The sequence below is a fragment of the Rhizobium album genome (assembly GCF_003122325.1).
GTDB classification, from domain to species: Bacteria; Pseudomonadota; Alphaproteobacteria; order Rhizobiales; family Rhizobiaceae; genus Metarhizobium; species Metarhizobium album.
Map to the genome: position 1 here is coordinate 60,647 of NZ_QFBC01000006.1, position 17,035 is coordinate 77,681.

A 17,035-nucleotide genomic window follows, 5' to 3' on the forward strand; every position below is an offset into this window, starting at 1 on the left:
GCCATCGGGCGGACGGCGGGGCTTATAGGAAGATGGGAAAGATGTCTATTCCGCTGCGGCGAGAAGCTTCTTTTCGCGCGCTGCCCGCAGCCGGGCGAAGTCGTCGCCGGCGTGGTGCGAGGAACGGGTCAGCGGGCTCGACGCCACCATCAGGAAGCCCTTGGTATAGGCGACCGTCTCGTAGGACTTGAACTCGTCAGGCGTGACGAACCGTTCGACCTTGTGGTGCTTGCGGGTCGGCTGCAGATATTGGCCGATCGTCAGGAAATCGACGTCGGCGGTGCGCAGGTCGTCCATCAGCTGCAGCACTTCGTTGCGCTCCTCGCCGAGACCGACCATGATGCCGGACTTGGTGAACATCGTCGGGTCGAGTTCCTTCACCCGCTGCAACAGGCGGACGGAGTGGAAATAGCGCGCGCCCGGACGGACGGTCAGATAGTTGCCCGGAACGGTCTCCATGTTGTGGTTGAAGACGTCGGGCTTGGCGGCGACGACGCGCTCCAGCGCACCGGGCTTCTTCAGGAAGTCGGGCGTCAGGATTTCGATAGTCGTCAGTGGCGAAGCGGCACGGATCGCCCAGATCACCTTCTCGAAATGTTCGGCGCCGCCATCGGCGAGGTCGTCACGGTCGACGGAGGTGATGACGACGTGGGAAAGCCCCATCTCCCTCACCGCCTTGGCGACGTTTTCCGGTTCGGCCATATCCAGCGCATTCGGCTTGCCGGTGGCGACATTACAGAAGGCGCAGGCGCGGGTACAGATCTCGCCCATGATCATGAAGGTGGCGTGCTTCTTGTCCCAGCACTCGCCGATATTCGGGCAGCCCGCCTCCTCGCAGACGGTGACGAGCTTGTGCTCCTTCACGATCGAGCGGGTTTCGGCATAGCCTTTTGATGTCGGCGCCTTGACGCGGATCCACTCCGGCTTGCGCATCACTTCCGTATCGGGCCGATGGGCCTTTTCGGGGTGACGGACGCGCTTTTCCTCGGGATTGATCCTGTCGAGAATGGTGACCATGATCTTCCAACTTTCCGCCGCCCCATGCGGCACTGAGCCGGTCGTGAACCGCCCTGCTTTACCGGCGAACGAGCTTCACCAGGACTATCAGCAGGCACGCCCCGATAAATCCGGTGATGAAGTAGCCGAGCCTGCCGCCGGCGACCTCGATATGAAACTGCGCCAGGATCGCCGTCGCCACGACGGAGCCGACGATGCCGAGCAGGATATTGAGAAGCACGCCGTATCGCACGTCCAAGAGCTTGCCGGCAAGCCAGCCTGCCAGCCCGCCGATGATGATTGCCGCTATCCAGCCGACGCCTTCCATTTCCGCTCCCTCACGCAATCACTCTTGCGATCAACACCACGACGATGGCCCCGACAGTGGCATGAATGATCTGCACCACCAAGGCATTTTCTATTCCGAGCGAAATCCCCAGCGCCTGAAACAGAAAGCCGCCGACAAAGGCGCCGATGACACCACTCAACAGGCAGCGGATCAATCCGCCGCCGCCGACCACCAGACTGGCGAGAAACCCCGCCACCAGACCGATCAGCAGGAAGACGATCCAGGCTTGCGCTCCGACAGACATTGACATGACGATTTCCTTTCCGTTTTTCCACCCTCAGATAGAGAGCGGAGTGGAATAAAATCAAGCATTCAGCGCCCGGCCGTAGGCGTCGAGCACGCTTTCCTTCATCGTCTCGGAAATCGTCGGATGCGGGAAGATGGTGTGCATCAGTTCCTCTTCCGTCGTTTCCAGGTTCATGGCGACGACAAAACCCTGGATGAGTTCGGTCACCTCGGCGCCGACCATATGGGCGCCGAGCAATTCGCCGGTCTTCTTGTCGAAGATCGTCTTGACCAGGCCCTGGTCCTCGCCGAGCGCGATCGCCTTGCCGTTGGCGACGAAGGGGAAGCGGCCGACGCGAATGTCGCGGCCCTCGGCCTTCGCCTTGGCCTCGGTCAGGCCAACGGAGGCGACCTGCGGGTTGCAGTAGGTGCAGCCCGGGATCTTCGCCTTGTCCATCGGATGGACGTTCGGCAGGCCGGCGATCTTCTCGATGCAGATCACCGCCTCGTGCTCGGCCTTGTGGGCGAGCATCGGCGGGCCGGCGACGTCGCCGATCGCGTAGATGCCCGGCACGTTGGTCTTGCCGTAACCGTCGCTGGCGATGAAGCCGCGGTCGGTCTTGACGCCGACGGCCTCGAGGCCGATGTTTTCGACATTGGCCTGCACGCCGACGGCGGAGATCATCCGGTCGGCGGTGATGGTTTCCTTCGCGCCGTCCTTCTTCTCCACGGTGGCGGTGACGGAATTCGGCCCCTTCTCCACCTTGACGACCTTGGCGTCGAGCAAGATCTTCATGCCTTGCTTATCGAACTGCTTCTTGGCGAGCGCCGAAATCTCGGCATCTTCCACCGGCATCACCTGGCTCATCACCTCGACGACGGTCACGTCGACGCCCATGGTGCGGTAGAAGGAGGCGAATTCGATACCGATGGCGCCGGAGCCGACGACCAGCAACGACTTCGGCATCTCTTCCGGCTTCATCGCCTCGAAATAGGTCCAGATCAGCTTACCGTCCGGCTCCATGCCCGGCAGCGCCCGCGGGCGGGCGCCGGTGGCGATGACGATGTGCTTGGCAGTGTAGGTGCCCTCGCCCTTGGCGTTCTTCGGCAGCGGCGCCTGCGGTTGCTGGATGGGCTTGGTCGTCTTGCCGACGACGATTTCGCCCGGCTTGGTGATCTTCGCCTCGCCCCAGATGATATCGACCTTGTTCTTCTTGAACAGGAAGCCGACGCCGCCGTTCATGCGCTCGGCGATGCCGCGCGAACGGGCGACGATGGCCTTCAGGTCCGGCTTGATCGTGCCTTCCAGCGTCAGGCCGTAATTCTTGGCGTGCTGGGCGCTGTGCAGCACGTCCGCGGAGCGCAAGAGCGCCTTAGTCGGGATGCAGCCCCAGTTGGAGCAGATGCCGGCCAGATGCTCGCGTTCGACCACGGCCACCTTCATGCCGAGCTGCGCGGCCCGGATCGCCGCGATGTATCCGCCCGGGCCGGAGCCGATGATGATGACGTCGTAGTTCTCAGCCATGGTGTTTCTGCCTCCGTCTCAAGCCGCGTTGCGGGTCATCAGGACCCAGTCGTGCTTCTTGCTGTTGTCGTATAGCGGCATCGCCTCGCAGCGCGCCGCCTCTGCAAATCCCAGGCTCCCGTACAGCGCCTGGGCGGCGTCATTGTAACTCTCGGTGATCAGGCTGACCGGGCCGCCGCCGGAGCGGGCGATCTGATCGGCCATCAACTGCCGCCCGATGCCGTATCGCCGATGGCGGCGGTAGACGGCCAGGCTGTCCACGAACCAGTGCCCGGCAAGCGGCCGCTGCAGGACCAGCAGCGGCTCCAGCGCCGGATGGTCGGACGGCGCCGTCGCAACCGTCTCGTCCAGCCGGTAGCCGACCGCCAGGCCGGCGACGTCGCCGCCGATTTCGGCGATCACCGCATCCCGCCAGCCGCCCTGCTGCCGGTCGTCGCGCATGCGGGCGCGGCCGTGCTCCATCGCCGTCTCGCTTTCACCGCGCAACACGCCGCCATACCAGAGCCAGGTGGCGAAACTGTGCGAGGCGATGTCGATCAGCACCGCCAGTTCCGCCGCATCCCGCCGCTCCGCCGGACGGAGCACGACGGGCATGATCACAATCCCAGCATGACGCGCACGATCGGCTCCAGCCCCCGGCCGATGGCGCGGGTGTTTTCCGCATCGAGGTGCACGCCGTCGAGCGGCGTCGTTGCGGCTACCGATCCGGCATCGAAGAAACCGCAGCCGAGCTCGTCGGCAAGATCGCGGTAGAGCGTCGCGAGATGCGCGGACTCCTCGACACCGCCGGCAAACATCGCCGCAAAGGCGGCATTCGCCGTTTCGCAGATCGGCGGCGGCGAGACGATGAGGATTTCCGGCTGTTCGCTGCCGTCGAAGGACCAGGCGTGATGGCGCACCAGTTCCACCAGCCGCTGCACGCCCTGGGCCGCGCCGAAGGCCGTGCCGCAGAGCACCGGCTTCATGTCGTTGGCGCCGAGCAGGATGATCACCAGATCGATGGGATCGTGGCTGTGCAGGATCGTCGGCAGGATGCGCGCGCCATTGCGGTCGCAATCGGCGAGATGGTCGTCATAGGCGGTGGTGCGGCCGTTCAAGCCTTCCGCAATCACCGTGACGGAAGGGCCGAGCGCCTTGGCAAGCACGCTCGGCCAGCGATCCTCGTAGGCATGGCGGCCAAGCGTGGCCGCATCATACCCCCAGGTCAAGGAGTCGCCGTAGCACAGAACGGTTTTCATCCCGCACGCCTCCGTTCAAATGCTCAGACGAGCATACCCATCGGGTTCTCGATGTAGCCCTTGAACGCCTGCAGCAGTTCCGCGCCGAGCGCACCATCGACGCAGCGATGGTCGGTCGAGAGCGTCACGCTCATGACGGTGGCAATCGCCAGCGCGCCGTCCTTGACCACGGCCCGCTGTTCGCCGGCGCCGACGGCCAGGATGGTCGCGTGCGGCGGGTTGATAACGGCCGAGAAATGCTTGACGCCCATCATGCCCATGTTCGAGACCGACGAGGTGCCGCCCTGATATTCCTCGGGCTTCAACTTGCGTTCCTTGGCACGCTTGCCGAGGTCGCGCATCTCGTTGGAGATGGCCGACAGCGTCTTCAGCTCCGCCTTGCGGATGATCGGCGTGATCAGGCCGCCCGGGATCGACACGGCAACGCCGACATCGACATGCTTGTGCTTGACCATGGCGCTCTCCGTCCAGGAGACGTTGGCATCCGGCACGTCGCGCAGCGCCAGCGCCATGGCCTTGATGACCATGTCGTTGACCGACAGCTTGTAGGCCGGCGCGCTGTCCTTGCGGGGCGCGGCGTCGTTCAGCTGGGCACGCAGCGCCAGAAGCTTGTCGAGCTCGCAATCCACGGTGACGTAGAAATGCGGAATCGTCTGCTTCGATTCGACCAGGCGTTTGGCGATGGTCTTGCGCATGCCGTCATGCGGCACGAGCTCGTAGGAGCCCTGCTCGAACAGTTTCAGCACGGCATCGTCGGAGGCACCCTTCGGTGCAACTGCCGGGGCCGATGCCGCAACCTGCGTTGCCGAGGCCATGGTCGGCGTCGATTGCGCCGGAGCGGCTGCCTTGGCGCCATCGCCGGAAACCGCCTTTTCGATATCGCTCTTGACGACGCGGCCATGCGGGCCGGAACCGGCAACCGCCGACAGGTCGATGCCGGCTTCCTTAGCCAGACGGCGAGCAAGTGGCGAAGAGAACGTCCGCGACGCACCGGAAGAAGCCGATGCGGCAGGGGCCGCAACGGGTGCAGGCGCGGCGGCCGGTGCCGCCTGGACAACCGGTTCGCTCTTGGCAACGGCCGGTTCTTCAGCCTTGGCAGCAGCAGCCGGAGCAGACGATGCCGCACCGCTTGCGGCGGCCTTCACATCCTCGCCGTCAGCGGCGAGGATGGCGATCAGTGCGTTGACCTTGACGTTTTCCGTGCCGGCCGGGACGACGAGCTTGGCAACCACGCCTTCATCGACCGCTTCCACTTCCATCGTCGCCTTGTCGGTCTCGATCTCGGCGATGACATCGCCTGACTTGACCGTGTCGCCTTCCTTCACCAGCCACTTGGACAGGTTGCCCTCTTCCATCGTCGGCGAGAGGGCCGGCATCGTGATGTTGATCGGCATCGAAAAACCCTCCCTTATTTGTAGCAGACGGTCTTCACCGCCTCGACGACTTCACCGACATTCGGCAGCGCCAGCTTTTCGAGGTTGGCGGCGTAAGGCATCGGCACGTCCTTGCCGGCGATCGTCAGGATCGGCGCATCGAGGTAGTCGAAGGCCTGCTGCATGACGCGCGTGGCGATTTCCGTGCCGACCGACGACTGCGGATAACCTTCCTCGACGGTGACGAGGCGGCCGGTCTTCTTCACCGATTCGATCACCGTCGGCAGGTCCATCGGACGGATGGTGCGCAGGTCGATGATTTCGACGTCGATGCCGAGCTTGGCCAGCTCGTCGGCAGCCTTGACCGCATAGGTCATGCCGATGCCGAAGGAGACGATGGTGGCGTCCTTGCCAATCTTGTGGATGCGTGCCTTGCCGATCGGCAGGACGAAATCGTCAAGCTTCGGCACTTCGAAGCTGTGACCGTAGAGGATTTCGTTTTCGAGGAAGATGACCGGGTTCGGATCGCGGATAGCCGCCTTCAAGAGGCCCTTGGCGTCGGCTGCCGTGTAGGGCATGACGACCTTGAGGCCCGGAATGTGGCTGTACCAGGCAGCATAATCCTGGCTGTGTTGGGCGGCGACGCGGGCAGCCGCACCGTTCGGTCCGCGGAAGACGATCGGGGCGCCCATCTGGCCACCCGACATATAAAGCGTCTTGGCGGCGGAGTTGATGATCTGGTCGATCGCCTGCATGGCGAAGTTGAAGGTCATGAACTCGACGATCGGGCGCAGCCCGGCCATGGCCGCACCGACGCCGACGCCGGCAAAACCATGCTCGGTGATCGGCGTGTCGACGACGCGGCGCGCACCGAATTCCTGCAGCAACCCTTGGGTGATCTTGTAGGCACCCTGGTATTCGGCGACTTCTTCGCCCATGACGAAGACGTCGTCGTTGGCGCGCATTTCTTCTGCCATGGCGTCGCGCAGCGCTTCACGCACCGTCATCGTCACCATTTCCGTACCGGCCGGGATGGCCGGATCGGCAGGCGTTTCGCTCTTCGGCGCGGCCGGAACCGGAGCAGCCGCCTGCTTGGCAGGCTCTTCGGCGTTGGCCGCGGCAGGTGCAGCCTCTTCCGCCTTCGGCGCCGGCTTGGCGGAGCCGATATCGTCGGCGCTTTCGCCGTCCTGCAAAAGCACGGCAATCGCAGTATTGACCTTGACGGCCTCGGTGCCGGCAGCGATCAGCAGCTTGCCGATCACGCCTTCGTCGACGGCTTCCACTTCCATGGTCGCCTTGTCGGTCTCGATCTCGGCGATCACGTCACCGGAAGACACCTTGTCGCCTTCCTTCTTGAGCCATTTGGACAGCGTGCCCTCTTCCATCGTCGGGGAGAGCGCGGGCATCAGAATTTCGATGGGCATGGTCTTGCCTCCCGATCAGATGAGAATGTCGGTGTAGAGCTCGGATACATCCGGCTCCGGATCGGACTGGGCAAAATCGGCACTGTCGGCAACGATGTCGCGGACATCCTTGTCGATCGCCTTCAGATCGTCCTCGCTGGCCCAGCCCTTCTCGATCAGACGGGCACGCACCTGCTCGATCGGATCGTGCTCGGAGCGCATCTTCTGGACTTCGTCCTTGGAGCGATATTTCGCCGGGTCGGACATCGAGTGGCCGCGGTAGCGGTAGGTTTGCATTTCGAGGATGATCGGACCCTTGCCGGAACGGCAATGCTCCACCGCCTCGTCACCCGCTGCCTTCACGGCGCGGACATCCATGCCATCGACCTGGAAACCGGGGATGCCGATTGCCGAGCCGCGCTGCGAGAAATCGACGCCTGCCGAAGCGCGGGCGACCGAAGTGCCCATGGCGTAGCGGTTGTTCTCGATGATGTAGATGCAGGGCAGCTTCCACAGCGCCGCCATGTTGAAGCTCTCGTAAACCTGGCCCTGGTTGGCCGCGCCGTCGCCGAAATAGGCGAGCGAGACGTTGTCATTGCCACGATACCTGTTGGCAAAGGCAAGACCGGTGCCGAGCGACACCTGGGCGCCGACGATGCCGTGGCCGCCGTAAAAATTCTTCTCCTTGGAGAACATGTGCATGGAGCCACCCTTGCCCCGGGAATAACCGCCCCGGCGCCCGGTGAGCTCGGCCATGACACCGCGCGCAGTCATGCCGGTGGCCAGCATGTGGCCGTGGTCGCGGTAACCGGTGATGACCTGGTCGCCTTCCTTCAGCGCCATCTGCATGCCGACGACGACAGCTTCCTGACCGATGTAGAGGTGACAGAAGCCGCCGATGAAGCCCATGCCATAGAGCTGGCCGGCCTTTTCCTCGAAACGGCGGATGAGCAACATCTCACGATAGGCACCAAGTTCCTGATCGCGGTCGAATTCCGCAATCGTGCCACCCGTGAAATCTTTCTTGGCAGGCTTTGCCGTCGTCTTGCGGCCGGATACGGACGCGGATTTTCGCGGCGCCATTCATCCCTCCCTGATGTTTCGATTGCGTTTCAAGCGTGCACACACCATAGGCAAGTTTGCACGTCACAGCAATGCCAGAAATGCATGGCTAGCATTCTTGGTAAATACATGAATCTAAATAATTATTTCACATTAACCTAAGTTCGGTTAATTAGTATTCCGTGTTGAAAATGACGATTTCGTCGCTGCGCGACACATTCAGCGCATAGCGGGCTTTCTCGTCGAGAATGTCCTTCTCGAGAGAGCCGTCACTCATCAGGGAAACCTGCCGCTCGAGCGACTCACGCGCGGCTGTCAGCTTCTTCAGTTCGCCATCAAGCTCGACACGCTTGCGCTCGAACGCCTCCGTGGCGATCAGGCCGAAATCACCATGAACGGAATGATAGCTGAAGTAGGACACGAAAGCGACGGCGATCGCAGGCAGGATCAGGCGGCCGAACTTCCGTTTCTTATGATGTTTTGTCCACATTTATGCGAAGCTCTGGATACGCAGTACACTATGCGGAAAATTACCGCAGAGAGATTAACCGTCCGTTGACCGTGTTTGCGACCAGGAAAAGAAAAACCCGCAGCGGCGACGCTGCGGGTCCAGTGCAGGCGAAAATTGAGCTGATGGCTATCAGCCGCGCAGGATCGAGCGGCCGGCGTAGACGGCCTGCGGGCCAAGACCTTCCTCGATGCGGATCAGCTGGTTGTACTTGGCCAGGCGGTCGGAGCGCGACAGAGAGCCGGTCTTGATCTGGCCGCAGTTGGTGGCGACCGAAAGATCGGCGATGGTCGAATCCTCGGTCTCGCCGGAGCGGTGCGACATGACGGCGGTGTAGCCCGCCTTGTGGGCGGTTTCGACGGCGTCGAGCGTTTCCGACAGCGAGCCGATCTGGTTGACCTTCACGAGGATCGAGTTGGCGACGCCCATCTTGATGCCGTCGCGCAGGCGCGCCGAGTTGGTGACGAACAGGTCGTCGCCGACGAGCTGGCAGGACTTGCCGATCAGGTCGGTCAGCGTCTTCCAGCCTTCCCAATCGTCCTCGGCCATGCCGTCCTCTATGGAGATGATCGGGTACTTGCCGGCGAGTTCGGCGAGGTATTCCGCCATCGCGCCCGATTCGAGCGTACGGCCTTCGCCTTCCAGCACGTACTTGCCGTCCTTGAAAAATTCCGTCGAGGCGCAGTCGAGCGCCAGCATCATGTCGTCGCCCGGCGTGTAGCCGGCCTTCTCGATCGACTTCATGATGAAGTCGAGGGCATCGGGGGCGCTCTTCAGGCCCGGAGCGAAACCGCCTTCGTCGCCGACATTGGTGTTGTGGCCCTGTGCCGACAGTTCCTTCTTGAGGACGTGGAAGACTTCCGAACCCATGCGCACGGCATCGGCCAGCGTCTCGGCGCCGACCGGCATGATCATGAATTCCTGAAAATCGATCGGGTTGTCGGCATGCGCGCCGCCATTGATGATGTTCATCATCGGCACCGGCAGGACATGGGCATTCGGGCCGCCGACATACCGATAGAGCGGCAGGCCGGACGACTGGGCGGCGGCCTTGGCGATGGCAAGCGACACGCCGAGGATGGCGTTGGCGCCGAGGCGCGACTTGTTCGGCGTGCCGTCGAGCTCGATCATCAGCTTGTCGATCTGGATCTGGTTTTCGGCATCGAGGCCGCCGATGGCATCGAAGACCTCGGTGTTGACCGCATCGACCGCCTTTTCGACACCCTTGCCATGGTAGCGCTTGCCGCCGTCGCGCAGCTCGACCGCTTCATGCGCACCCGTGGACGCGCCCGACGGCACGGCCGCACGGCCCATGCTGCCATCTTCGAGATGAACGTCGACTTCGACCGTGGGGTTGCCACGGCTGTCGAGGATTTCGCGAGCGACGATATCGGTAATTGCCGTCATGGTTTTTTCCTGCCTGGTGGGTGATAAAATCGTTTGAAATGCTGTCTTAGACGATGTGACGCAAATTACAATGCTGCGGTTGCGCCACCGGGTAGCCTGTCGAAAATGCCTACTGCACCTTCATGTCAGTCCTTTGAACGCGAGGTACGGCGCGGCCTCTTCCTTTGGCGGATGGCGCCGTCAGGCCGATTTCGATACCGCATCGAAGGCCAGCAGCGTTTCGAGAAGCCGCGGCAGGTCGTCGAGCTTGATCATGTTCGGCCCGTCCGAGGGCGCGTTGTCGGGATCTTCATGCGTCTCGATGAATACGCCGGCGACACCGACGGCGACCGCCGCCCGCGCCAGCGTCTCGACGAACTCGCGCTGCCCGCCCGACGAGCCGCCCTGCCCGCCCGGCTGCTGCACCGAATGTGTTGCGTCGAACACCACCGGCGCGCCCATCGCTGCCATGATCGGCAGCGAGCGCATATCGGACACCAGGGTGTTGTAGCCGAAGGACGCGCCACGCTCGCACAGCAGGATATTGGCGTTGCCGCTGGCGTTCAGCTTGTTGAGGACGTTCTTCATGTCCCAGGGCGCCAGGAACTGGCCCTTCTTGACGTTGACGGCGCGGCCGGTCTTCGCCGCCGCCACCAGGAGATCCGTCTGCCGCGACAGGAAGGCCGGGATCTGCAGCACGTCGACCACCGGGGCCACCAGGGCGCAATGCTCTTCGGTGTGGACGTCGGTGATGACCGGAAAGCCGTATTCGCGTTTCAGGTCGGCAAACACGTCCAGCGCCTTTTCCAGGCCGATACCGCGCTCGGCGGAAAGAGAGGTGCGGTTCGCCTTGTCGAAGGAGGATTTGTAGACGAGGCCGAGGCCGAGCGTCCTGCAGATTTCCGTCAGCCGTCCGGCCACCATGAAGGCGTGGTCGCGGCTTTCCATCTGGCAGGGACCGGCGATCAGCGACAGCCGTGCGCTGTTGGAGAAGGTGACCTTGCCGTTGCCTTCACCGACGACGACGCTGGAATTGGTGGTTACTGCAGTCATGACATGTCCTCAAATACGAAAACGGCGCCCTGGCCCGGAGCCGGCGGTACGATCAACCTGTTGTGCCTGGCGGTGAATGCAACAGCACTGGCGCTCAGAACCCGATGCGCCGCATCGAGGTCACGAGTCCGGAAAACGACGGCCTGCCCGCGCAGCCCACGCGAATGGGTCGATGTCCGCAAGCCGAGGCACTCCTCCATGGCCTCGGGGTCGAGGACGGTCAGACGCACATTGGCGGCTTCGACGGAGAGCGCACCCTCCCCGCCATCGACCGGTTTTCCGGAGACGATAGAGGTCAGGAAGTCTCGGAAATCAGCCGGACCCGGCTCGGAAAACAGCAGTTCCGAAAGGCCTGACGCCCCGTTTCGATGCGCCTCCAGCGCCGAGCGGTCGGCAGGCAGCGGGTTCTTGCGCTCGCAGGTGAAAAAGGTGAAATCCGGCGAACGCAAATCGGCGGCAAAGGCCAGCAGGAAAGAAGCGGTCAGGCTCGCGCCGTCCGGCATCTTCACCGGCCGCGAAAAGGTCAGCATCGGCCCGCCGGACAGGCCGGCCTCGCGAAAAGCCCGGTCGTCTTCCTCGGCATCATTGCTCGCGAGCGCAATGCCGGAAAACCCTTCCGCGCCGCGCCGGAAGCGAAAGGCCTGATCGCGCGCCACGAACATATTGCCAGCCTTCGCCGCGGCCGCGCACTCGCCGGCATCGGCAACGGCAAGCGGCTCCAGATAGGTCTTGTCGGCGAGATAGACGCAGGCGTTTTCGGTGCCGAACGGATGGCGGGCGTCACTTGCGACGGTAAAGCCAAGTTCAGTGAGGCGCTGTCGGGCGAGGTCGAGGCCGGCGGTCGGCAAGACAAGATGATCCACCGCCCGCGGGCCGGATGCCGAAGCTGACATCAAGACGATCCTCCATTAAATGCGTGGATGCTGCTTTGCTCTTTTTGAACCCGGATTGCAAGCGCTCGCGAACAGCCGCCCGACATTGCCCGCACGGGCTTTTTCCTTGCGCAAGGGGGTGAAAATGCGAACTTATCCATCAAAATTGGGGTCTTGCGGAACACATCCCGAACAGATAGTGTCTGTTCTGGATTTGTTTCGCGATTCTGGGGATGAAAACGATGCTGACACGCAAGCAACAGGAACTTCTGCTTTTCATCCATGAACGCATGAAGGAATCGGGCGTGCCGCCGTCCTTCGACGAGATGAAGGATGCGCTTGAACTGGCATCGAAATCGGGCATCCACCGCCTGATCACCGCCCTGGAAGAACGCGGTTTCATCCGCCGCCTGCCGAACCGGGCGCGGGCGCTCGAAGTCATCAAGCTGCCGGAGGCCTATTCCCCTGCCCCGCAGCCGCGGCGCGGCTTTTCCCCGAGCGTCATCGAAGGCAGCCTCGGCAAGCCGCAGCCGGTTGCGGCAGCCCCTTCCAAGCCGGCCAAAACGACGGCCGACAGCAATCCTCACTCCGTTTCCGTGCCGGTGATGGGCCGCATCGCCGCCGGCGTGCCGATCTCGGCGATCCAGAACAACACGCATGAAATCGTCGTTCCGGCGGAAATGATCAGTTCCGGCCAGCATTATGCGCTTGAGGTCAAGGGCGACTCGATGATCGAGGCCGGCATTCTCGACGGCGACACGGTGATCATCCGCAACGTCAACAGCGCCACGCCCGGCGATATCGTCGTCGCGCTGGTGGACGACGAGGAGGCGACGCTGAAGCGCTTTCGCCGCAAGGGCGCCTCGATTGCGCTCGAAGCGGCCAACCCGGCTTACGAAACTCGCATCTTTTCCTCCGACCGTGTCAAGGTGCAGGGAAAGCTGGTCGGCCTCATCCGCCGCTATCACTGAGCGATCAATGCGGCGACCGGCGTCGGCAATGCCGTGTCGAATTCGCCGCTGCGCCAATCGTAGCTGCGATGGCGCATCCAGGGGCGTTCGGCATTTTTGAAGGCCGGTGCAAGGATGGGGTTTTCGGCCGGATTTTCCGGCAGGTTGATTTCCAGCGCGCCGGTGCGCCGTAGCGTCGTGGAGGTGATCAGCAGGGCACCGGAGCGGCAGGCATCGAAACGCAGCCGCGCCGGGACGATGACAAGCGTTGCCGCATCGCATGCGGCGCCGGCATAGGCAGGATCTTCGATCAGGGCAATCCTGCGCGCGCCGAGCCGCAGGACGCACCAAAGCTTGGCCGCGCAGGCAAAACGTCCCTCCTCGCTTTCCGCCAGCGCCTTGCCCATGGCCGCGTTCGCCTGTTTCACCTCCTCGGTCGTCAGACGTTTTCTTTTTTCATGCTTTTCCGCCGGTTTTGCGGTGGTTTCGAGCTGTTGCGGTCGCCTCGGCTCGCCGAGAGCAAGGGCACGTTGCCACTGGGCGAAAATAAAGTCGGGCGGCCGCTCGCGATTGACGCTCCATTGGCCGTCGAGGCGGACAGCCGCAAGGCGTCCATCCTCGGCGACAAGCAGATTTGCCGTGCCCTGGCGATCGCCGAGAACAGCAAAAAGAATGCCGGCCACGATCAGGATGCCGCCGAGATGGCGAAGGCGGGTCTGCAGCAGGGTCATCACCAGGAAGCCGGCGACCGACACGGGAAAGAAGGCTGGATGCAGGCGACCGAAGGCCAACTCCCCGCCCCAGCCCGCAACCATCCGGGCGATGGCGATCACCAGTTCCAGGCCCGCCCCCATGATCCGGAGCGGTACGGCGTCGAGTCCGAAAGGCATCAGCAACATGCCGATCAGGCCGGCCGGCATCACGATGAAGGAGATGACCGGCATGGCGGCAAGATTGGCAGCCAGGCCATAGGTCGCAAGCTTGTGAAAATGCTCGATCGAAAAGATCGCTGTCGCGAGGCCACCGATCAGCGAGGTGAAGAAAATGCCGCCGAAGAAACGAAACACCCAGACGGCCGCGCGCAGGCCGGGGATTGCCAGGGTCTGCTCGCTCGCCGGCCGCTCCTTCCACAGCGCATATCCCGCCACCAGCGCCAGCGTCGCCGCAAAGGACATCTGGAAACTCGCTCCCATCACTTCCGAGGGCGAAATGGCGATGATGACGATGGCCGATAGCGCGACATTGCGCAGGCTGATCGAGGGGCGGTCGAAAAACACCGCAATCAGCATGATGGCCATCATCAGGAAGGCCCGCTCGGCCGAAACGGCAAAACCGGATATGAGGTAATAGGCGAACGCCGTCACCAACGCCCCGAAGGCGGCAATCTTCTTCACCGGATAGGCCTGCGCAAAACCGGTGAAGACGCTGAGCGCGGCCCGCACGCCGACAAAAAAGATGCCGGCGGCAAGCGCCATGTTCAAACCCGAGATGGCGATGATATGCGCCAGTCCCGACAGGCGCAGCGCCTCCGTCGTTTCTCCGGATATCGCCCGCCGCTCGTCGGTGACGATGGCGGCGGCGAAGGCGCCGGCATCTCCCGGAACGATGCTGCGGATGCGATCGCCAATAGCACTTCTGGCGGCGTAGAGCGCCCGCTCCAGGCGTTGCAGGAGACCGCCCTCGCCGCCTTCGGCAACATGTGCGGGTTGCGGTGCCCCATAAAAATAGCCGACGGCGCCGATGCCGTCGTAATAGGCGGAAAAGGTGAAATCGTTGAGGCCGGGAAGCGCCGGCCCCGACGGCGGCGAAATCCGCACCCGTCCGCCGATGCCGGCACCGATGGCGATCGGCTCATGCCGGCTGCGGGCCAGCAGCGACACCCGATCCGGCGGGCGCTTGAGCGTCGGCTCCGCGGTCGTCGTCAGCCGGACGATGTAGCGCCAATGCCCCGCGCCGCTCGCTTCGCGCCGTTCGATGACGCCGCTGATCATGGTCGTCACAGGGCTGTCGAGCACGATCGTCGAGCGCCGCCACGTCTCCCATTGCGCCAGCAACATGCCGGCAAGCAGCAATGCGGCGGCCGCTGTGCCATAACGCGCCAGACCCTCTGAAAAACGACAGCGCCACGCCGCAACGAGAAAAACGGCAAAACCGGCGCCGACCGCCTGAACGGGCGGATCCACGGGCAGCGAAAACCAGATGACGGCCCCCGTCCCCAGGCACACGGCAGCGAAGAAGAACGCCCGCCCATGCCGCTCTTCCTCCGCCACCATGGCGCTGCATCGGCCCCGCCAGCACGACATGCCGAAAGAGGCAGGCGATGCCCGAGTCCGTTTTAGCGGAAGCGATACCTCCTGGTTACTCCTGAAAACCAACGGAAAATCCGCAGATTCCGCCATCGGCTCGTAAAGCCGTTCCTTCCTCAGGGAATCACCGTCTTCGTCATCGGTGCGTGGCATGGAACAGTCAGAACTGGTGTTTCGGTGGCAATCATCATGCAACCGAAGATAGGGTTTTGCAACCCATGTGATAGGCCTTCCATCTGGATTTATCGCTTCGCGAGCGGGGTTTTCCGGCCCCTGAACCGCGTTGAAAAAAAGCCGATATTGCAGCGCCCAAAAGTTGATCATGCGGCGCACAAAATGCCTATCGGATAGCTTGGCATTAACTTCCGTATCATATAGCTACAGTGATGGACGTTAAAACATGTGACGCTTTTGAGGCGCCACACCGCCAGTTCGGAGGACCAGCATGACGGATAAAAACGCTGCATTGACGCTCGGGGAAAAGTCGGTGGAACTACCGGTCAAGACCGGAACCATCGGGCCGAGCGTTCTCGACATCGGTGCGCTGTACAAGAACACCGGCTCGTTCACCTACGACCCAGGCTTCACCTCGACCGCGTCCTGTGAATCGAAGATCACCTATATCGACGGCGACGAAGGCATCCTGCTTCACCGCGGCTATCCCATCGAACAGCTTGCGGAACATGGCGACTTCCTGGAAGCCTGCTACCTGTTGCTTTACGGTGACCTGCCGACCGCGGCCCAGAAGAAGGACTTCGATCATCGCGTCACGCACCACACCATGGTGCACGAGCAGATGTCGCGCTTCTTCACCGGTTTCCGCCGCGATGCGCATCCGATGGCCGTCATGTGCGGCTGCGTCGGCGCTCTCTCCGCCTTCTATCACGATTCCACCGACATCACCGATCCGCATCAGCGCATGGTCGCCTCGCTGCGCATGATCGCCAAGATGCCGACGCTTGCCGCCATGGCCTACAAGTACCATATCGGCCAGCCCTTCGTTTACCCGAAGAACGACCTCGACTACGCATCGAACTTCCTGCGCATGTGCTTTGCCGTGCCGTGCGAAGACTATGTGGTGAACCCGGTTCTGGCGCGCGCCATGGACCGCATCTTCATCCTGCACGCCGATCACGAGCAGAACGCCTCGACCTCGACCGTTCGCCTTGCCGGCTCCTCCGGCGCCAACCCCTTCGCCTGCATCGCGGCCGGCATCGCCTGCCTCTGGGGCCCGGCACATGGCGGCGCCAACGAAGCGGCGCTGAACATGCTCACCGAAATCGGCACCGTCGACCGCATTCCGGAGTACATCGCCCGCGCCAAGGACAAGAACGACCCGTTCCGCCTGATGGGCTTTGGTCACCGCGTCTACAAGAACTACGACCCGCGCGCCAAGATCATGCAGAAGACGACGCATGAAGTGCTCGGCGAACTCGGCATCAAGGACGACCCGCTGCTCGAAGTCGCCATGGAACTGGAACGGATTGCCCTGACGGACAGCTACTTCGTCGAGAAGAAGCTTTACCCGAACATCGACTTCTACTCCGGCATCACGCTGAAGGCGCTGGGCTTCCCCACTACCATGTTCACCGTACTGTTCGCGCTTGCGCGCACCGTCGGCTGGATCGCCCAGTGGAACGAAATGATCGAGGATCCGCAGCAGCGCATCGGCCGTCCACGCCAGCTCTACATCGGCGAGCCGAAGCGCGACTACATCCCGGTTTCCAAGCGCTGATCTCTGCTTAAAGCCGATCCCAGACAGACAAAACCCTCGAAAGCAATTTCGAGG

At 62.8% G+C, this 17,035-nt stretch carries 16 protein-coding genes; 2 read left to right on the plus strand and 14 right to left on the minus strand.

Features of this window, described 5'->3' with window-relative positions:
- Nucleotides 1-45: 45 nt before the first annotated feature.
- The 13 genes from lipA to DEM27_RS14870 form a co-directional block, all read right to left on the minus strand.
- Nucleotides 46-1,017 carry a lipoyl synthase gene (gene lipA / locus DEM27_RS14810; protein ID WP_109459031.1) on the minus strand — a complete coding sequence of 324 codons (972 nt, stop codon included), beginning with the start codon at nt 1,015-1,017 and terminating at the stop codon, nt 46-48.
- Between the two features lie 58 nt (nt 1,018-1,075).
- The gene (locus DEM27_RS14815) at nt 1,076-1,324 is read right to left on the minus strand and encodes a GlsB/YeaQ/YmgE family stress response membrane protein (protein WP_109459032.1); all 249 of its coding nucleotides are present in this window, start codon (nt 1,322-1,324) and stop codon (nt 1,076-1,078) included.
- Nucleotides 1,325-1,334: 10 nt separating this feature from the next.
- On the minus strand, nt 1,335-1,589 hold the full coding sequence (locus DEM27_RS14820; protein WP_109459033.1) for a GlsB/YeaQ/YmgE family stress response membrane protein: 255 nt from the start codon (nt 1,587-1,589) through the stop codon (nt 1,335-1,337).
- A 60-nt stretch (nt 1,590-1,649) separates the two neighbouring features.
- Nucleotides 1,650-3,095, minus strand: coding sequence for a dihydrolipoyl dehydrogenase (lpdA, locus tag DEM27_RS14825; RefSeq protein ID WP_109459034.1), 1,446 nt, complete (start codon nt 3,093-3,095; stop codon nt 1,650-1,652).
- Nucleotides 3,096-3,113: 18 nt separating this feature from the next.
- Entirely contained in the window at nt 3,114-3,689 is a 576-nt protein-coding gene (locus DEM27_RS14830) for a GNAT family N-acetyltransferase (RefSeq protein ID WP_109459035.1), read from the minus strand.
- 2 nt (nt 3,690-3,691) lie between these two features.
- Nucleotides 3,692-4,333 carry an SGNH/GDSL hydrolase family protein gene (locus tag DEM27_RS14835; protein ID WP_109459036.1) on the minus strand — a complete coding sequence of 214 codons (642 nt, stop codon included), beginning with the start codon at nt 4,331-4,333 and terminating at the stop codon, nt 3,692-3,694.
- Between the two features lie 23 nt (nt 4,334-4,356).
- Nucleotides 4,357-5,727 (minus strand): pyruvate dehydrogenase complex dihydrolipoamide acetyltransferase, encoded by a 1,371-nt coding sequence (locus DEM27_RS14840; RefSeq protein WP_109459037.1) that lies wholly within the window; start codon nt 5,725-5,727, stop codon nt 4,357-4,359.
- Nucleotides 5,728-5,741: 14 nt separating this feature from the next.
- Nucleotides 5,742-7,130, minus strand: coding sequence for a pyruvate dehydrogenase complex E1 component subunit beta (locus DEM27_RS14845; protein WP_109459038.1), 1,389 nt, complete (start codon nt 7,128-7,130; stop codon nt 5,742-5,744).
- Between the two features lie 15 nt (nt 7,131-7,145).
- A complete protein-coding gene (gene pdhA / locus DEM27_RS14850; protein WP_109459039.1) occupies nt 7,146-8,192 on the minus strand; it encodes a pyruvate dehydrogenase (acetyl-transferring) E1 component subunit alpha in 1,047 nt (348 codons plus the stop codon).
- Nucleotides 8,193-8,343: 151 nt separating this feature from the next.
- Nucleotides 8,344-8,661, minus strand: coding sequence for an FtsB family cell division protein (locus DEM27_RS14855; RefSeq protein ID WP_109459040.1), 318 nt, complete (start codon nt 8,659-8,661; stop codon nt 8,344-8,346).
- A 150-nt stretch (nt 8,662-8,811) separates the two neighbouring features.
- Entirely contained in the window at nt 8,812-10,086 is a 1,275-nt protein-coding gene (gene eno / locus DEM27_RS14860) for a phosphopyruvate hydratase (protein WP_109459041.1), read from the minus strand.
- Nucleotides 10,087-10,266: 180 nt separating this feature from the next.
- On the minus strand, nt 10,267-11,118 hold the full coding sequence (gene kdsA / locus DEM27_RS14865; protein WP_109459042.1) for a 3-deoxy-8-phosphooctulonate synthase: 852 nt from the start codon (nt 11,116-11,118) through the stop codon (nt 10,267-10,269).
- Nucleotides 11,115-12,011 carry a VOC family protein gene (locus DEM27_RS14870; RefSeq protein WP_109459043.1) on the minus strand — a complete coding sequence of 299 codons (897 nt, stop codon included), beginning with the start codon at nt 12,009-12,011 and terminating at the stop codon, nt 11,115-11,117. The genes kdsA and DEM27_RS14870 overlap by 4 nt, the downstream gene beginning before the upstream one ends.
- 221 nt (nt 12,012-12,232) lie before the next feature.
- On the opposite strand from DEM27_RS14870, the gene lexA reads away from it, so the two are divergent.
- On the plus strand, nt 12,233-12,961 hold the full coding sequence (lexA, locus tag DEM27_RS14875; protein ID WP_109459044.1) for a transcriptional repressor LexA: 729 nt from the start codon (nt 12,233-12,235) through the stop codon (nt 12,959-12,961).
- Here the strand turns inward: lexA and DEM27_RS14880 are convergent.
- Nucleotides 12,955-15,213, minus strand: a complete 2,259-nt coding sequence (locus tag DEM27_RS14880) for a ComEC/Rec2 family competence protein (protein WP_109459045.1) — start codon at nt 15,211-15,213, stop codon at nt 12,955-12,957. The genes lexA and DEM27_RS14880 overlap by 7 nt on opposite strands.
- A 478-nt stretch (nt 15,214-15,691) precedes the next feature.
- Here DEM27_RS14880 and gltA point away from each other — a divergent pair, with 478 nt between their 5' ends.
- Nucleotides 15,692-16,981, plus strand: a complete 1,290-nt coding sequence (gene gltA / locus DEM27_RS14885; RefSeq protein ID WP_109459046.1) for a citrate synthase — start codon at nt 15,692-15,694, stop codon at nt 16,979-16,981.
- The last annotated feature ends 54 nt before the right edge of the window (nt 16,982-17,035 follow it).